The organism is Amycolatopsis sp. NBC_00348 (assembly GCF_036114655.1).
GTDB lineage: Bacteria > Actinomycetota > Actinomycetes > Mycobacteriales > Pseudonocardiaceae > Amycolatopsis.
Genome location: NZ_CP107994.1, coordinates 851,347 through 868,447 on the forward strand (window position 1 = coordinate 851,347; position 17,101 = coordinate 868,447).

Sequence of the window (17,101 nt, forward strand, 5' to 3'; positions counted from 1 at the left end):
CCGGCGCTCAGTTCAGGAGCGTGTAGTTCAGCTCTTCGCAGACGCGGCCGAGCGGGACGTCCAGGCCCGGGTGGTCGAGGGGCAGCAGGACGTCCGGCGCGATCGGCAGGGCCGCGCCGGCCGGCGGGTCCCACAGGCAGATCGCCGGGTCGCCGGAGTCCATCGAGGAGCGGTACCAGAGGCCGTCGAGGTCGCTGAAGGCCGCGCGGATCGCCCGGGCCCAGGCCTGCGTCAGCTTCTTCGGCCCGCTCGAGATCTCCTGCGACGCGCCGACGCGGGTCGGCCACAGGCCGGTCAGGTCGAGCAGACGCAGCGTGCGGGTCGGGCGGACCACGACCAGCCGGGGGCCGCGGGTGCGGCGGTCGACCGTCGAGCTGGTCTGGTAGACCTCGGCGATCGACGTGCGCACGGTGAGGCCGAAGTAGAGCACCCCGTTGGCGGGGTCGGTGACCGGCGCGCCGCCGCGGCCGGGCGACTGCTGGTCGAACCGGCCGTGCGGGAGCGGGCCGGTGTAGCGGAACGAGTTCCACTGCTGAGGGTGGTTGCCGTGCGCCGTGAAGATCCGCACCAGCCTGGTCGCGGGCTGGACCGTCACCACGTCACTGGCGCGATTCAGCTGCCGGACCAAGACGGATCGGGCGGGCGGCAGCGGTAGCCGGGCCATGGGTCGGGGGTGGTCCGTCCTTGTCGGTGATCTTGCTCGGGGAGGTCCAGCCTAGAACGGCGAGCCGAGCGTGGCGATGAGGCGCGCGACGTGCTCCGGGTCACCACCCGAGAGGAGCCACTGGCGCGGGGTCGCCGGGTGGTCGTTGATCACCAGATCGGGTTGGGGGGTGCTCATGAACGCGGCGACGACGAGCGCGGGCTGGTCCTCGGGCAGGGCTTTGAGCACGACCTCGAGGCCGGGCAGCACACCCGAGCCGGCGAACTGCCACGCCGGGAGCCGCCAGCCGCTGTCCTTCCAGCCGGTCAGCCGGCCTTCCTTGAGGCGGTGCCGGATGCGGCTGTCGTCGACCCCGAGGGTCTTCGCCGCTTCGTTGACGCTCAGGGCGCCTTCGGCGAGCACGGCGTGGGCGGCGACGGTGCGCGCCCGGAAGTCCGGTTCCTCTTCCCGCCGCGGCGAGAGATCCAGGCCGACATCGGTGAGCGCGGCGCGCTGATCGGCCGAGAAGTAGTGCGAGGGATCGGGATTCGGTGGGGAAAGCCTGCGCGCGGCGTCTTCGACGAGCGTGAGGAACTCGTTCGCGTCGACCTTCAGACCCGCCTTGGCGAGGATGTTCTCCAGCGCTACAGACATGCCGCTCAGGTTAACCCGAAACAGCGCGGCTGTGCGGGTTCGTGCGGGTTCGTGCCCTATCTGTGGGCGAATTCACCAGAGATCGACACTTTACGCACATCATCCAACACGTTGAGTAGGCAACTTCCGCAAAGTTTGCCCGCATCGGGCGAGGTTGTCCAGTCGCCCATGCGCTTGACACCCCGCCTCCGCCGACTTAGGTTCCGTGTGAGTAAACGATTTCCGCTCCGTGCTCACAGGATCCGGCGAGTTGGCGCCGGTCATGGGGGACACAGGGGGTGGGGCGTGCCTGGGGGGCCTGGCACGAGCCGGCCCCCCAGGCACGTTTGTCCCCGGTCCAGCTTCACGCGAGTCCACGCCGAACGCCCGCGCCCCGAGCCTCCGGCCACGCGACCCGACGCTCCGGGCACGCGAGCCGACAGTCTGGGTACGCGAGCCGACAGTCTGGGTACGCGAGCCGACAGTCTGGGTACGTGGGCCGGCAGTTGCGCGACCTGATGCTCCAGGTGCGTGAGCCGACCGCCTGGTGTGTGAGCTGATCTTCTTGGCGCGCGAGCCGGCTCTGCCGGGAACCGGCCCTGGAGTGCGAGAGCCGACCCACCGAGTGCGGTGCCGGTGTTCGGGTGCGCAAGCCGACCGTTCAGGCGCGCGAGCCGACTCTCCAGGTACGCGAGCCGACTCTCCAGGTACGCGGGCGACTGGCTGTGTGCGTGAGCCGACCCGTCAGGTGCGCGCTCCGACGCTGCCCGGAGCTGGTCTCAGGTGTGCGAGGGGGTCGTGCGGGTCAGCGGCGGGAGCTCTTCCGCTCGATCAAACGTGCTTCCAGCGTGGTCGTCGTCGTGTCGCGGGTGCTGTCCGAGATCCGGGCCAGCAGCAGCTGTGCCGCTACCCGGCCGACCTCGTACGCCGGTTGGGCGACCACCGTCAGGGGTGGGTCGATCAGGGTTGTCCACGGGGCGTCGTCGAACGAGACGATGCCGATGTCGCGGCCCGAACGCAGGCCGCGGGACGACAGGGCCTCCAGGACCCCGATCGCCATCGTGCTGTTCGCGACCAGGAGCGCGTCCGGCGGGGACGGCTCGTCCAGCAGCTCCAGCGCCGCCAAGCGGGCGCCTTCCGCGCGGTACTCCGCCCGCCGGAACACGGCGTTCTCCTCGCCGACGACGTCGGCGTAGCCCGCCAGGCGGTCGTCGGCCGTGCGGACGCCCGCGGGGCCGGTCAGACAACCGATGCGGTCGTAGCCGCCCGCCAGCAGGTGCCGGGTCGCTTCCGCCGCCGCGTGGCGCGTGTCGACCAGCACCTGGTCGCCCGCCGCTTCCGGCAGCGGCCGGTCGACCGCCACCAGCGGCGTGCCCTGGCGGTGCAGGCCCTCGACGTTCGTCGACCGGCCGGTGGGGGACAGCACCACCCCGGCGACCCGCTCCTGCAGCGCGACCTCGATGTAGCGCCGCTCCTTGTCCTCGTTCTCGTCGGAGTTGCAGAGCACCACCGAGTACCCGGACCGCTGCGCGAGGTCCTCGACACCGCGCGCGATCGCCGTGAAGAACGGGTTCTCGACGTCGGAGATGATCAGCGCGAGCACCGCCGTCTCCTGACGGCGCAGGTTCCGGGCCAGCCCGTTCGGGTGATAGCCCAGCTCGGTGGCGGCTTCCTGCACCCGCGCGGCCAGCGTTGGGTCCACTGTGGACTTGCCGTTGAGCGCGCGCGACACGGTCGCCGTGGAGACGCCGGCCCTCGCCGCGACGTCACTGATGGTGGCCACACGCCCTCCCGATCGAAGCCCTGGTCACACTTCGAGGGGGAGGATAGCGCTCCCGGTGGTCGTTCACCGTCCGCTCACCGATCCGGGCCGGGGCACCCTCGCCGTTAGGCCGAACGGACCTCGTCCACTGTGGACCGCCCGGCGAAGTAGGCGCGCGGGGTCAGGCCGGTCAGGGCCCGGACGTCCCGGCTGAGGTGGGCCTGGTCGGCGTACCCCGCGGCGGCGGCCAGCGCGGCCAGCCCCGGCGCCCGCATCGCCAGCGAGACCGCGCGCTGGAACCGGCTCACCCGCAGGTAGGTGGCCGGCCCGTAGCCGATCGCCTGGACGAAGCGCCGCCGCAGCCGGCGTTCGGCGACGCCGACCTGACCGGCGGCCTCCGCGACCCGGGTGGCTCCGGCGTCCAGCCGGGCGACCAGTGCCGCCACCGCGGGGTCGGGCGGTGGGGCGTCCGGCAATCGGGTGGCGATCGCGGCCGCTGGGGAGAGTTCGCCGGAAAGCAGCCGCTCGGTGAGCAGCTCACCCTCGTGACCCCACAGCTCGCGCAGGGGGACGCGGTGGTCGCGCAGCTCGTCGGCGGCCACGCCGAGCACCGCCGCCGCGCGGCCCGGGGTGAACCGCACGCCGTGCATGACCTCGCCGGGCACGGTCACCGACGACCAGGCCCGGGTGTCCGGGCCCGCGACGAACACCCCGCTCGCGCCGACGACCAGGTCCAGGCAGCCGTCGGGCACGATCCGCTTCGGCGCCGAGGCGGCCGACCGCCACACGCAGCGGGCGACGCCCCGCAGCGGCGGGGGTGGCGCGACCTCTTCGTACATACTCCGATCATGCACCTGGGGTCCGACAATTTCGCGCCGCCCATCGACTCGCTGGCCTGGATCCACGTCCGCGACCGGCGGCTGTTGTCGGTCCGCACCACCGGGAAGACGAAGTTCTACCTGCCGGGCGGCAAGCGCGAGCCGGGCGAAGGCGACGTCGCGGGGTTGTGCCGCGAGATCCGCGAGGAGCTCGGGATCACGCTCGACCCGCTCAGCTTCCGGTTCTTCGCCGCGATGGAGGAGCAGGCCGACGGGTTCGCCGACGGCCGCCTGGTGCGGATGACCTGCTACACGGCCGCGCACGAGGGCGAGCCGGCGCCGTCGCGGGAGATCGCGGAGGCGGCCTGGCTGAGCACGGCGGACGCGCCGGTGTGCCCGCCTGCTGGTCAGCGGGTGCTGCGGATGCTCGCTGACGCCGGGCTGGTGGATTGACCACGCGGCTCATGGCTGCAGGTCGGCGATGCCGTGGTCGTTTCGTGTGTCCGCCCGCCGGTCAGCGGGTGTTGTGGGTGCTTGCCGGAGCTGGGTTGGTGGATTGACGACACCGCTCACGGCTCGAGGCCGACGATGCCGACCCGAAGCCGGGTTGGTGGATGGCCACGCGGCTCACGGCTCCAGGTCCACGACGCCGCGGCCGCTTGGCATGTCTAATGGCACCGATGCCTGGTCGTGGACGATCAGCCAGGCGCCCTCGATCTTGCGGAAGCCGAACGTCGCCCGGACCCACATTCCGTTCGTCGCCGTTCCGTCGCCCAGGGTGCCGCTGAGTCGGCCGAAGCAGTGGCCGAACGCTATGTCGTCACCCACCGTCAGCGTCAGGTCGCGTACTTCGTACCTCACCTCCGAGAACAACGTGAACGCTCTCGCCCAGTTCTTCAGCTTCGCCTCGACGCCGACGTGCTGCAGCGGCGGCTCGACGTCGAACGACACGACGTCCGCCGCGTAGATCCGCCTCAGCGCGTCGAGATCCTTGGCTTGGATCCCCTCGACGATCTTGCCGACCTGCTGCCGGATCGCGTCGTGTGCCGTTGTCGTCATCGTCGTCCCCTTCGGTTGTGGACCTTCACTGATAACGACGACGCAGCCCGTGGGAATGTGAGGTCCACGGCGCACCCGATTGGGTGAAAGTTGGACTTCTTGCCGACCAGGCGTTAACGCGGAGTTAGGTCACGGCGAGATGTAGACGACGTACTCGACGGAAGTGCGCTCGACGAGAGAAGACCTCTCCATGAGTGTTCCCATCGTGACTCAGACCGTGAAGCGTGCGAAGCACGCGAAGTCCGCCGAGCGGGACCGCGGCCGCTGCCGGCCCGCGGGCAACGTCGTCGTCGTGCTCGGGGTGCTCGCCCTGGCCTTCGCGGTGACGTCGTACGTGGTGCCGCGGTCCGGCGGCGGCCCGGTGCGGGACGAGCCCGTCGCCGCCCCCGTCGCGCCGGCCGCGGTCCGCACCGTGACCCACTCCGTCGTCTACGAGCTGCTCGGCGCGAACGGCGCCCGCAACGTCACCTACTCGGCCGCGGGGTCGACGCTGGCCCAGCAGACCGAGGTCACCACGCCGTGGTCGACCACCTTCACCCGCGTCGGCCCGGCCGACCGCACCGAGTTCTACAGCATCGCCGCCCAGAACCCCGGCCCCGGCGAGCTGCGCTGCCGGATCGTCGTCGACGGCGTCGTGCTCGCCGACAAGGGCGTGAGCGCGCCGGGACGCCAGTTCAGCTGCGCCGTCTGAAAGCCGCGTAAGGCAGGATCGGCGGTGTGATCACCTTCGGGCCCGCCCTGGTGGCGGTGCTGGTCCTGCTCACCGCGGCCGGGGCCGCCATCGTTCGCTGGGGTGAGCTGGGCCAGGGACGGGCGGTGCTGATCGCCGCCGTCCGCGCGGTCGCCCAGCTGGCCCTCGTGTCGCTGGTGATCACCACGATCCTGCGCTCGAACCCGCTGACCGGCCTGTTCGTGCTGCTCATGTTCGGCATCGCCGCGGCGACGTCCGCGCGCCGCGCCGGCGGCTGGGCGAACCTGCCGTGGACGGCCCTCGCGATCGCGGCCGGCGTCGCCCCGGTGCTCGCCCTGGTCCTCGGCGCCGGGGTCGTCCCGCTGCGCCCGATCGCGGTCGTGCCGATCGCCGGCATCGTCATCGGCGGTGCGATGACGGCGACGTCGCAGGCCGCGCGCCGGGCCCTCGATGAACTCGAGGCCCGCCACGGCGAGTACGAAGCCGCCCTCGCCCTCGGCTTCATGCCCCGCCCGGCCGCCCTCGAGATCTGCCGCCCGTCAGCCGGGCACGCACTCATCCCGGCCCTGGACCAGACGCGCACGGTCGGTCTGGTGACGCTGCCCGGCGCGTACGTCGGTGTCCTGCTCGGCGGCGCGGGCCCGATTCAGGCGGGCACGACGCAGGTGCTCGTCCTGATCGGGCTGCTGGCCGCGGAGGCCGTGGCGATCCTGGTGACCGTGCAGTGCGTCGCGGCCGGGAAGCTCAGCCGAGCGGGTTAGCCAGGTGCGCGGTGTCGTTGAAGCGCCGCACGATCCAGTTGTCGCCGTGCAGCACCAGGTGCGAGATCGAGCCGTTGTCCGCGCCGAGGTAGGCGAACCGCTCGACCGAGCGGCCGGCCTGGGCGAACACCTCGCCGATCACGCCGCCGTGGGTGAAGACCGCGACGCGCTGATCGGGGTGGGCGGCGGCGATGCGGGTGAGCGCGTCGCGCAGCCGGGCCCCGAACGCCTCGTCGGACTCCGCGCCGGGGATGACGTCCCAGCGCTGCTCGGCCCACAGCCGGTCGACGATCGGGTGGCCGTCGGTCGTGTACTTCCGGAACAGGCCGTTCTCCCAGTCGCCGAGGTGGATCTCGCGCAGCTCCGGCTCGACGACCGGGGTGATCCCCAGCTTCTCGGCCAGCGGCGCGGCGGTCTGCACCGTGCGGCGCAGCGTCGTCACGTAGATCGCGTCGATGCGCTCACCGGCCAGCCGGTCGCCGACGCGCCGGGCGTGGTCGCGCCCTTCCGGCGCGAGGTCCGGGTCGGCCTGGCCGTCGACCAGGTCGAACGGGGCGCTGGCCCGGGCCGGCGCGGATTCGCCGTGCCGGACCAGGAAGATCTCGGTGGCGCCGGACGGCGGGGTGAACCGGTGCTGCCGGTACTCGATCTCCTGCTCGGGCGTGCTCATGGCCCCGACCCTAGCCGAGCTGTTTGTCCACGAAACACCATCGCCACGTCTCGCCCGGCTCGAAGCTGCGCATCACCGGGTGCCGGCTCTCGTGGAAGTGACGGGTCGCGTGGCGGCGCGGCGAGGAGTCGCAGCACGCGACGTTGCCGCACTTGAGGCACATCCGCAGGTGCACCCAGGTCGTCCCCTCCTCGACGCAGGCCGCGCAGGTGTCCGGCGAGCTGGGGTCCTTGTCGACCCACTCGTGGGCCAGGTGCTTGCACGAGCCGGCCGTCGCGGCCGGGGTGCGCAGCTCGCGGCCCTCGACCTCGGGTTCCTCCTCGGCGCGGTCGAGCATGGACTCCTCTATGTCGAGGCGCTCCAGGACCTTCCGCAGGACGTCGTCGTCGGCGCTGCCGGCGGCACGGGCCTTCAGGAACTGGTCGCGTTCGACCTCGAGGAGCTGGATCCGCAGCCGGCGGTAGGCGTCACTGGGCGTCTCGGCCAGCACGCTCTGGCGGCCCAGCTGCTCCCACGCCGAGTCGGACCGGTTCTGCAGCCGGTCGCGGATGCGCTGGATGATCTCGGGCGGGTCGTCGGGCTGCTGGATCTCCTCGAGCTTCAGCAGGGCCGCGGTGGTCATGTCGTGCAGCACGGACGCCTCCTGCAGCGCGTCCTCCGCCGGGTCCGGCCGGGGCAGGCGCAGCCGCCGGATCAGCGGCGGCAGCGTCATGCCCTGCACGGCGAGGGTGCCGGCCACGACGACGAACGCCGCGAGCACCAGCACGGCCCGCTGCGGGGTGTCGGCGGGCAGCACGAACGCGGCGGCGAGCGTGACCACCCCGCGCATCCCCGCCCAGGAGATCACCGCCGAGTAGCGCCACGGCCAGATCTTCGCCTTCTGCCGCTTCGGGATGAGCCGCCGTTCCAGCCGTTTCACGGTGCCGATCCCGAGCATCCACAGCATCCGCGTGGCGATCGTCGCGCCGAGCACCGCGACGCAGATCCAGGTCAGCAACCCGAGCGACAACCCGGTTTCGCTGACCTCGGACAGGATCCGCCGCAGCTGCAGGCCGATCAGCAGGAAGACCATGTTCTCCAGCAGGAACGCGATGGTCTGCCAGTTCAGCCTGCTGGCCAGGCGCGCCGAGCCGGAGAGGATCTTCGGGGCCTTGTGCCCGAGGATCAGCCCGGCGACGACCACCGCGAGCACACCGGATCCGTGGATCGCCTCGGCCGGGATGTAGGCGATGAACGGCACCGCGAACGACAGCGCGGTGTCGAGCACCGCTTCGTTCATCCGCGCGCGGATGAACGCGGCCACGAACCCGATGACCAGCCCGACCACGATCCCGCCGATGGCCGCGCGCAGGAAGTCGGCGCCGACCTGCCAGATGCTGACCGAGCCGGCCAGCGCGGCGATGGCCGTGCGCAGCGCGACCAGCGCGGCCGCGTCGTTGAACAGGCTCTCGCCCTCCAGCAGCCGGATCAGCTTGCGGGGCATGCCGACGCGGCGGGCGACGACGCTGGCGGCGACCGCGTCCGGCGGCGCGACGATCGCCCCGAGCGCGATCGCGCCGGCCAGCGGCAGGTCGGGGACCACGGCCCAGGCGACCAGCCCGACGCCGAAGGCGGTGAACACGACCAGCCCGACCGACATCAGCCCGATCGCGCCGCGGTTCTTGCGGAAGTCCACGAGGGACGTCTGGATGGCGGCCGAGTACAGCAGCGGCGGGAGCAGGCCGAGGAGCACGACCTCGGGGTCCAGGTGGTACTCGGGCACGCCCGGCACGTAGGACGCGCCGACGCCGACGACGATCAGGCACAGGGGTGCGGACCAGTCCAGCCGCCGCGCGAGCGCGCTGACGACGAGGACGGTCACGACCAGGGCCACTATCTCTGCCGCGATGTGCACGGGGTAATCATCACCCGGACCGCCGTGGCGGTGTGCCGCGCGGGTCGGTTCTGGTTGAATCCTCCCTGGCTCAGCGAGTGGACGCCGCCGGCTCCTGAAGCCCTGCTTGATCCGTTTCGTCCGATCATGGAGGGTTTTGATGGCGGTTTCGCGAACACGACGTCTGCTGCGGCTCGGCCTGGTGGCCGCGCTGACGGCCGCGGCACTGGCCGGCGGGGTGGCCACCGCCTCGGCCGCGTCCGTCCCGTTCACCAGCGTCGTCCCGGCGCCCGCGAGCGCCGTCCCGGCGAGCGGGGTGAGCTACACACTCGGTTCCGGCGTCGCGATCTCCGCCGACGTCGCCGCGATCGGGGACCAGCTCGCGACGACCCTGCGCCGGTCGACCGGCTACGCGATCCCGGTGCACACGCCGCCGTCGGGCACCGACGGCGTCCGGCTGCTGCTCTCGGGCGCGCCGGATTCGGTCGGTGACCAGGGCTACCAGCTCGACGTCACGGCGTCGGGCGTGGTCGTGCGGGCCCGGCAGGCCGCGGGCCTGTTCGCCGGCGTCCAGACGCTGCTGCAGCTGCTCCCGCCCGCCGCGCAGGGCGCCACCACCGCGGCCGGGCCGTGGGTGCTGGCCGGCGGCCGGATCACCGACCAGCCGCGGTTCGGCTACCGCGGCGCGATGCTCGACGTCGCCCGGCACTTCTTCTCCGTCGCGCAGGTCGAGCGGTACGTCGACCAGCTCGCCCGCTACAAGGTGAACACGCTGCACCTGCACCTGGCCGACGACCAGGGCTGGCGGATCGTGATCAACGGCTGGGAGCGGCTGGCGACCTACGGCGGCAGCACCCAGACCGGCGGCGGGCCGGGCGGCTACTACACGCAGGCCGACTACGCCGCGATCGTCGCCTACGCGCAGGCGCGGTACATCACGGTCGTCCCGGAGATCGACATGCCGGGCCACACGAACGCCGCGCTGGCCTCCTACGCCGAGCTGAACTGCGACGGCAAGGCACGCCCGCTCTACACCGGCACCGACGTCGGGTTCAGCTCGCTGTGCACGTCGAAGGAGATCACGTACACGTTCCTCGACGCCGTCATCGGCCAGCTGGCGGCGCTGACCCCGGGGAAGTACCTGCACATCGGCGGGGACGAGGCGCAGTCGACGAAACCGGCCGACTACAAGACGTTCATGAACCGCGTCCAGCAGATCACCGCGTCACACGGCAAGAGCGCGCTGGCCTGGCACGACGTCGTCAACGCGACCCCGGCGGCCGGCACGGTCGCGCAGTTCTGGGACACCACCACGAGCAACAGCGCGGTGGCGACGGCGGCCAGGAACGGGACGAAGCTCGTGCTGTCCCCGGCGAACCACGCCTACCTCGACATGAAGTACACGTCGAGCTCGCCGATCGGGCAGGACTGGGCCGGGCTGGTCGAGGTCAAGAAGGCCTACGACTGGAACCCCGGCGCGTACCTGTCCGGCGTCGCCGAGTCCGCCGTCTCGGGCGTCGAAGCTCCACTGTGGACGGAGACGGTCACGACGAGCGCGGACGTCGAATACCTGGCCTTCCCGCGGCTCGCGGCGATCGCCGAGCTCGGCTGGTCGCCGCAGAGCACGCACGACTGGACGGCGTTCTCGAAGCGGCTCGCCGCACAGGGACCGCTCTGGAAACTGCTGGGGCTCAAGTACTACAAGTCGCCGCAGGTGCCCTGGCCGGCCGGTTCCTAGCCGCGGCGGCGGCGCAGGCGGAAGTACAGGCCGAGCACTCCGAGCAGGGCCGCCGCGCCGCCCGCCCAGGCCAGCCCGGCGCCCCACACCGGGCCGAGTGAGACGCCCTCGTCGTAGTGCGGGCGGGCGGCGGCCGGCAAGGTCGCGGCGAACTCGTCGACGCGCTGCTGGATGCGGGCCCGGTCGACCGTCGAGAGCGAGTCGGCGCCCAGGTCCTTCGCGAGCGCTTCGACGGCGTGGTTCTGGGCTTCGCTGAACCCGGGGTAGCGCACCGAGGAGCCGCCGCGCGGCATACACGCCAGCACCAGGCCGTCGGACTCGTCGAAGTGCGCTTCGCCGGCACCGCACTCGGCGCCGGGCCGCGAGAAGTCGGCGAGGTACGCGGTGTCGGCGGCGTGCTGTTCCGCGATGCCCGTCACGACCGCGGCCGCGCCGAACGCGGTGAGGGCGAGGAGCAGGACGACCGACAGGACGCGGATCACCATGCGGGCATTGTCCGCCTAGGCTGGCTTCGTGACGATAGCAGAGATCGCGGGCGGCGCGGTGCGCGGCTCCGCGCGGGACGGGGTCAGGACGTTCCTCGGCGTGCCGTACGCCGAGCCGCCGGTGGGGGCGCTGCGGTTCCGCGCACCGCGGCCGGCGCCGCCCTGGTCCGACGTCCGCGACGCGACCCGGTGGGCCCCGCGGGCGCCGCAGCCCGAGCTGACCGGGCGGGGCTTCACCGGCGACGAGGACTGCCTCTACGTCAACGTCTACTCGCCGGAGGGGCCCGGTCCGTACCCGGTGCTGGTGTGGATCCACGGTGGTGGCGGCGTGATGGGCGCGCCGCACCAGTTCGACGGGTCGGCGCTGGCCCGGCGCGGGGTGGTCGTCGTGACCGTCGCCTACCGGCTCGGCGTCCTCGGCATGCTGCACCTGCCCGGCGTCGCCGACGCGAACCTTTCGCTGCGCGACCAGGTCGCCGCGCTGGAATGGGTGCGTGACAACATTTCCGCGTTCGGCGGCGACCCGGCGCGGGTGACGCTGGCCGGGCAGTCCAACGGCGGTCGCACGGTCGGGACGCTGCTGGCCGTGCCCGCCACGCGCGGCCTGGTCCACCAGGCGATCGTGCAGAGCGGCACCGGCGTCGGCGCGGTGGTGCACACCCCGGCCGAGGGCGCGGCGATCGCGTCGGCCGTCCTGAAGGAGCTGGACGTCTCGGCTGCGGAGCTGGCGACGTTGCCGGTGACGCGGGTTCTCCAGGCGCAGCAACGGGTCTCGGCCGCCTCGGGCACCAAGGTCACCTACCGCGTGGTCGTCGACGGCGACCTGCTGCCTTCGCGCCCGCTCGACGGCGTCCGCGAAGTCCCGCTGCTCATCGGGACGACGGCCGACGAGGAAGACCTGTTCAGCTGGCTGCAGTCGGGCGGTGCGAAGCTCCTCGGCGCCGGCTCGACGATGCTGGGGCCCGCCGCGATCGACAAGGCCGTCGCGGCGTACGCCGAGCTGCTCGACTGGCCGGACGAGCAGGTCCGCAACCGGGCGCTGACGGCGGGGGACTGGTGGATCCCGGCGATCCGGTTCGCCGAGAAGCAGCGCGACGCCTGGATGTACCGCCTCGACTGGCGGATCGCGCCCCGCGGCCGCGGCCTGGGCGCGCCGCACGGCCTGGACCTGCCGTTGATGTTCGACGACATCGGCAACAAGAACTGGCGCTTCCTCTTCGCCGGCCGCCCGCGCCCCACCGAGCGCCTGCAGGCACTGGCGACGGAGATGTCGAGCGCCTGGGTGCGCTTCATCGCCACGGGCGACCCGGGCTGGCCGCGCTACACGCCGTCCGAGCGCATCACGCGCCTCTTCGACGACGTCAGCACCACGGTCCCCGACCCGGACCGCGCCCAGCGCCTGCTCTGGGACACCTTGTAAAGCCGTGAAGGACTCCTTACCGGCGCTAAGAGCCGGTAAGGAGTCCTTCACGGACTTGGGCTAGACGGTGATCTTGTCGACGTTCGGGCCGCCGTTGGCGGTCGTCGCGGTCGTCTTGATCTTGTTCGGCCCGGCGGTCAGCGTCACGTGGACCGTGACCGTCTGCCAGGTGTCCCAGTTCCCGGTGCCGCCGAAGGACAGCGCGGACGCCACCTTCGTGCCGTTCACCGAGACGTCCATCGGGCGGTTCACCGTGGTGCCGTTGGCGTACCGCAGGACGACGTCGGCGGGGCCGGCGGCCGCCGCGTCGACGGAGAACTCCACCGCGCTGCCGGTCGCGTTGTCGTAGTTGACGAACCCGCTGCCGGTGAACCCGGCGTGGTTCGACTCCGCGACACCGCTGGTGATCGTGGCGTCCTCGGCCTGGTAGTCAGCCGGGGTGCCGGGGGTGCCCGGATCGGTGGTGCCGTTCGCGGGGACCGTCTTCGTGCCGGTGTTCCAGCCCGCGACCCGCACGGACGGCGTCGCGCCCTTGAGGTCCGCGGTCCGGTACGTCGCGGTGAGCGTGGCCGACTCGCCGGGCCAGAGGCTGACCTGGTTGTCGGTCCACGTCACCGGCAGCACCGGTGCGCCCGCCGCGCCGAGGACGTGCGCGTCGACGAAGAACGCCGGCAGCTTGCCGGTGGAGCTGTTCTTCAGCGTCACCTTGGTGGTCGTGGTGCCGTCGGAGTTCGCCGCCGAGTTCGCGGTGGTGTCGACCGCCACCTGGCCCAGGCTGTTCAGCCCGGTCAGGTCGGCGTACGACGTCGTCGGCGTGTAGTACCAGTCGCTGTTGTCCCAGTCGAGCGTGTCGGCCTTGGTGGACAGCCAGTAGACGTTGCGGCTGACCTCCTTGCCCGACGGGTCGGTCAGGACGAGCTTCGCCAGGTACGTCGTCGACAGGCCGCTCACCGCGGGGATGGTCAGCGCGGTGGTCTTCGCGCCGTCACCGCCGACCGAGAGAGCGGTCTTTGACTGGGTGAACTTCTCCGTCCCGTCGAGGTTGTACAGCTTGACCGACGCGGTCAGGTTCGCCGCCGCGTCGTGGTTGTGGTTGACCACCACGACGGACTTGTTGTCGTAGGAGTACTGGATGTGCAGCGGTTCATTCGCCTTCTTGGCCCCGAAGTACGAGCCGTTCTGGTCGAGGTAGGCGTCGAACAGCTGCCAGTGCAGCGACGTCCAGCCGCTGTTGAGCATCCAGTAGATGATCCCGGTCGACGGGTTCGAGCTGTCGCTGAAGTTGCGCGAGTGCGACTCGAACTCGGCGCGGACGTTCTCGTACTGCGCCAGCTGCGCCTTGCGGACGAAGTCGTCCAGGCTCGCCGGCTTGCCGTAGCGGCCGGTCAGCGCGTCGCCGTAGAGCTTCAGGTTGGCGAACGTCGAGGACGACGACCGGTGGTACTGCGCGGTCGACGGGCTCTTCCACAACGTGTCCAGCTCGCTCGGCGACATCATCCGCTTGAGCGTGTCCATCGTCGGGATGTCCGGCCCGGCGCTGGTTTCGGAGTTGAAGCCGAACGCCCCGCCGAGGTCGGTGTGCGCCTTGTCGTACCAGTAGTTCGGCGGGACGTAGTCGTACGGCCCGTTCATCTTCATGCCGGACGCGCCGAGCTGCGGCGACGACTTCGCCGACGCGGCCGGGACGATCGGGGTGGCCCAGTCCGCGGCCTTCAGCGCGTCGAGGTAGTTCTTCTCGATCGTCGCGTCGGGGGCGAAGTCGCTGCCGATCAGGAACGAGATGACGCTCGGGTGATCGCGCAGCCGCTCGGCCTCCGCGGTCATCGACGCCTTGGCGATCGGGTAGTCGGCGGCGGTCCAGGGGTCACCCTTCTCGCTGCCGTTGACCTGGCCCTCCCACTTGTCGCAGCACTCCCAGCCGGGCAGCGTCAGCACGCCCATCCGGTCGGCGAGGTCGAAGAACTCGTCCGGCTCGATGTGCCCTTCCAAGCGCACGGTGTTGAGCCCGAGGTCCTTGACGTAGGCCAGCTTGTCCGCCGCGTACTGCGCGTTCCAGCGCAGGAACAGGTCCGGCGAGTAGCCGCCGCCCTTGATCAGCAGCGGGCGCCCGTTGATCGTGTACGCCCGGCCGCCGGCAGAGTTGACCGTCGACTTCACCTCGCGCACGCCGAAGCTCTCGTGGGAGGTGTCCGACGCCGTGCCGCCGACGTTCGCGCTGAGGTCGAGGTCGTAGAGCGGCTGCCCGCCCATTCCGGCCGGCCACCACACCTGCGGGTTGTCGATCCCGACGACCGGGAAGGTCACTGTCTTCTTTTCTTTGGCCGCCAGGGAAACCGTCTGGCTGATCGTCTTGCCGGCGACCGTGCCGGACACGGTCGCCGAGACCGCGGCCGCCGAGTCGTTGCGGACGTCGGCTTTGACCGTGAGGTCGGCGTGCGTCGTGCCGGTCAGCTTCGTCACGACGTGGCCGCCGCGCAGCGCGACCGGCCCGCTGCGGCGGACCAGGACGTCGCGCACGATGCCCATGTTCTGGTCCGGCGGGGTCTGCGCCCAGTCGATCCAGCCCATCGACAGGTCCTTGTCCGGGTCGTTCGGGTAGACCTTGAACGCGACGCTGTTCGTGCCGGCCTTCACCTGCGCGGTGATGTCCAGGTCCTGCCGCGTGTAGGCGCCGTTGACCTGCGCCTTGTCCGCGATCTTCGTCCCGTTGACCCAGACGTCGGCCTTCGACAGGACGCCGCTGAAGTCGAGGTAGGTGCGCTGGGTGGTGTCGGTGACGGTGAGGTCGGTCCGGTACCACCACGGGACCTTGAAGTCCGCGGTCGGCACGTTCTTCATGTTCGTCGAGTAGAACGGGTCGGCGTACTTGCCGTTGGCCAGCAGCCCGGCGTAGACCGTCGAGCGCGGGCCGACCGGGTACCAGCCGGCGGTGTTGAAGCCGGGCTTCGACACCGCCGAGTCGTCGCTGACCTGGGCCGAGGTCTGGATCAGGAAACCGGGGACCGCGGTGGCCGGGCCGGCCGCGGCGACGGTGGCTTTCGCCGCCACCTGCCCACTGGCCGCCGGAACGGCCGCCCCGCCCAGCGCGACGGCCAGCGTGACCGCCGCCAGCAGCCGTAAGGTTGTTCTTTGCCGATGACTCACTAGCTGCGCCTCCTAGGCACCACGGCGGCGAGGGACGGTGACCATCGTTAGGGAACTTTCCTAACAATTGCGGACGATAGTAGCGGTCCGGTCACTCCGGGAACAGGGGTGTTCGTCCGGTTGGTCAGGCCCGCGCCGCGTGCCACGCGGCCGCCGCGCGCAGGGCCAGCAGGAGCGGCAGCGAGCCGTCTTCCCAGATCCGCCGCGGGAGTGCCTCGCTCAGCGGAACACCGCCGGCCAGCGCGGCGCCGACCACCGCGAGATCGACGTCGAAGAGCGTCAATCCGGCGCTGTAGAGCCGTTCGCCGCTGACCGGCCGGCGTCCGGCGACGTCCGTGCTGTCGACGTCCAGCTCGGTCAGCCCGAAGAACTCCGGCTTCGCCCCGCGTTCCATCCAGCGCGCGAAGCCGACCAGCCGGGTCTCGCGGAGGTCTTCGGGCTTGAGGCCGCTTTCCTCGCACAGCTCGCGTTCCATGCCCGCGCGGACGGCGTCGTGCAGCAGCGGCCTGGGCTCGCCGGCCGGCGTCCGCAGGTCACGGGGTTCGAGCGAGCCGCTGCCCGAGGGCGCCAGCAGCAGCCCGCTCGCGGCGTTGAGCGACGACTGCCGGACGGTGACGAGCTTGCCGTCGGTGGTGAAGGCGACCGTGGAGACGCCGACCAGGTCCGTCAGCGCGCTGCTGCTCAACGTCCGCAGCGCGCCCGCGGAGTCGGTGAGCTCGGCCTTGCGCAGGTCGTACTCCTCGCCGGTCTCGCCGCGGGTGATGCGCAGCGTGCCGAGCTCGTTCGAGCAGACGGCGTCGAAGAACCGCGCGCGGTGCAGCCGGATCGGCGCGGGTCGCGAGCCGGCGGCGGGCAGCGGGTCGCCGTGCATGCCGACGACGGGGCCGTTGAAGAGCAACCGCCCGCGGGCGCGCAGCGGAAGCACGTGCGGCGCGGTCGCCTTCAGCGCGGGCGGCAGCCGGTAGGGCTCCTCGGCGACGGTGATCGTGTGCTGCCCCGCCCAGAGGTCCCGGTCGATCGCGGCGCTGACCAGCGCGGTCCCGCGCGCGGGCACGGCGAGGTACTCGGACGGCGGATAAGCGGCGGGCGGCGGCAGGTCACCGGTGGGGAAGGGCGCGGCGATCGCGGTGAACTCGAACCCGGCCCAGCGGCGGCGCAGCAGCCGGACGTCCCGGGTGAAGGTGGTGACGCCGAGCGCGAGCGCGACGACCGACAGCACGACGCCGACGGCACTGGGCAGAATGGTGACGACGCCGAGCAACACCCCGAGCCCGGACGCGGCGAGCGGCCATTCCCGGGCACCGATGAAGCCGAAGTAGTCCGCCTTCGCCCGCGCGCGGCGCGTCAGTTTTCCCATCGCCGCACTGTTTTAGCACGGCTACGGCGGTTCGCGGGACGGGTTTC

General features: G+C 71.6%; 15 protein-coding genes. 5 read left to right on the forward strand and 10 right to left on the reverse strand.

The genetic code is table 11. The annotated features are described in order from the left end of the window. Nucleotides 1–7: 7 nt before the first annotated feature. From OHS58_RS04150 to OHS58_RS04165, 4 genes are all read right to left on the reverse strand, one after another. Complete coding sequence (locus OHS58_RS04150; RefSeq protein WP_326951223.1) at nucleotides 8–664, reverse strand: RES family NAD+ phosphorylase; 657 nt, start codon at nucleotides 662–664, stop codon at nucleotides 8–10. 51 nt (nucleotides 665–715) lie between these two features. After that, on the reverse strand, nucleotides 716–1,297 hold the full coding sequence (locus OHS58_RS04155) for a DNA-binding protein (protein ID WP_247054136.1): 582 nt from the start codon (nucleotides 1,295–1,297) through the stop codon (nucleotides 716–718). 784 nt (nucleotides 1,298–2,081) lie between these two features. Next, nucleotides 2,082–3,059 (reverse strand): LacI family DNA-binding transcriptional regulator, encoded by a 978-nt coding sequence (locus tag OHS58_RS04160; RefSeq protein ID WP_326952022.1) that lies wholly within the window; start codon nucleotides 3,057–3,059, stop codon nucleotides 2,082–2,084. Nucleotides 3,060–3,163: 104 nt separating this feature from the next. Next, on the reverse strand, nucleotides 3,164–3,877 hold the full coding sequence (locus tag OHS58_RS04165; RefSeq protein WP_328647193.1) for a helix-turn-helix domain-containing protein: 714 nt from the start codon (nucleotides 3,875–3,877) through the stop codon (nucleotides 3,164–3,166). Between the two features lie 9 nt (nucleotides 3,878–3,886). Between OHS58_RS04165 and OHS58_RS04170 the strand changes: the two genes are divergently transcribed. Beyond that, nucleotides 3,887–4,309, forward strand: a complete 423-nt coding sequence (locus OHS58_RS04170) for an NUDIX hydrolase (protein ID WP_328647194.1) — start codon at nucleotides 3,887–3,889, stop codon at nucleotides 4,307–4,309. Between the two features lie 174 nt (nucleotides 4,310–4,483). On the opposite strand, the gene OHS58_RS04175 is transcribed toward OHS58_RS04170, so the two are convergent. Then, the gene (locus tag OHS58_RS04175; RefSeq protein ID WP_328647195.1) at nucleotides 4,484–4,915 is read right to left on the reverse strand and encodes a YybH family protein; all 432 of its coding nucleotides are present in this window, start codon (nucleotides 4,913–4,915) and stop codon (nucleotides 4,484–4,486) included. A gap of 190 nt (nucleotides 4,916–5,105) precedes the next feature. On the opposite strand from OHS58_RS04175, the gene OHS58_RS04180 reads away from it, so the two are divergent. Both OHS58_RS04180 and OHS58_RS04185 read left to right on the forward strand, forming a co-directional pair. Then, nucleotides 5,106–5,606, forward strand: a complete 501-nt coding sequence (locus OHS58_RS04180; RefSeq protein ID WP_442875514.1) for an MmpS family transport accessory protein — start codon at nucleotides 5,106–5,108, stop codon at nucleotides 5,604–5,606. Nucleotides 5,607–5,623: 17 nt separating this feature from the next. Continuing rightward, the gene (locus OHS58_RS04185; RefSeq protein ID WP_328649768.1) at nucleotides 5,624–6,367 is read left to right on the forward strand and encodes an ABC transporter permease; all 744 of its coding nucleotides are present in this window, start codon (nucleotides 5,624–5,626) and stop codon (nucleotides 6,365–6,367) included. Here OHS58_RS04185 and OHS58_RS04190 read toward each other — a convergent pair. Together OHS58_RS04190 and OHS58_RS04195 are read right to left on the reverse strand one after the other, a co-directional pair. Further along, entirely contained in the window at nucleotides 6,351–7,037 is a 687-nt protein-coding gene (locus tag OHS58_RS04190; RefSeq protein WP_328647197.1) for a histidine phosphatase family protein, read from the reverse strand. The genes OHS58_RS04185 and OHS58_RS04190 overlap by 17 nt on opposite strands. A 10-nt stretch (nucleotides 7,038–7,047) precedes the next feature. Continuing rightward, nucleotides 7,048–8,931, reverse strand: a complete 1,884-nt coding sequence (locus OHS58_RS04195; protein ID WP_328647198.1) for a Na+/H+ antiporter — start codon at nucleotides 8,929–8,931, stop codon at nucleotides 7,048–7,050. Between the two features lie 139 nt (nucleotides 8,932–9,070). On the opposite strand from OHS58_RS04195, the gene OHS58_RS04200 reads away from it, so the two are divergent. Beyond that, a complete protein-coding gene (locus OHS58_RS04200) occupies nucleotides 9,071–10,648 on the forward strand; it encodes a beta-N-acetylhexosaminidase (protein ID WP_328647199.1) in 1,578 nt (525 codons plus the stop codon). Here OHS58_RS04200 and OHS58_RS04205 read toward each other — a convergent pair. Continuing rightward, nucleotides 10,645–11,133, reverse strand: a complete 489-nt coding sequence (locus tag OHS58_RS04205) for a hypothetical protein (RefSeq protein WP_326951214.1) — start codon at nucleotides 11,131–11,133, stop codon at nucleotides 10,645–10,647. The genes OHS58_RS04200 and OHS58_RS04205 overlap by 4 nt on opposite strands. 28 nt (nucleotides 11,134–11,161) lie before the next feature. Between OHS58_RS04205 and OHS58_RS04210 the strand changes: the two genes are divergently transcribed. Next, entirely contained in the window at nucleotides 11,162–12,553 is a 1,392-nt protein-coding gene (locus tag OHS58_RS04210) for a carboxylesterase/lipase family protein (protein WP_328647200.1), read from the forward strand. 60 nt (nucleotides 12,554–12,613) lie between these two features. Here OHS58_RS04210 and OHS58_RS04215 read toward each other — a convergent pair whose 3' ends face one another. Together OHS58_RS04215 and OHS58_RS04220 are read right to left on the reverse strand one after the other, a co-directional pair. Next, nucleotides 12,614–15,697, reverse strand: a complete 3,084-nt coding sequence (locus OHS58_RS04215) for a glycosyl hydrolase 2 galactose-binding domain-containing protein (protein ID WP_328647201.1) — start codon at nucleotides 15,695–15,697, stop codon at nucleotides 12,614–12,616. 124 nt (nucleotides 15,698–15,821) lie between these two features. Further along, a complete protein-coding gene (locus OHS58_RS04220) occupies nucleotides 15,822–17,054 on the reverse strand; it encodes a hypothetical protein (RefSeq protein ID WP_328647202.1) in 1,233 nt (410 codons plus the stop codon). Nucleotides 17,055–17,101: the final 47 nt, after the last annotated feature.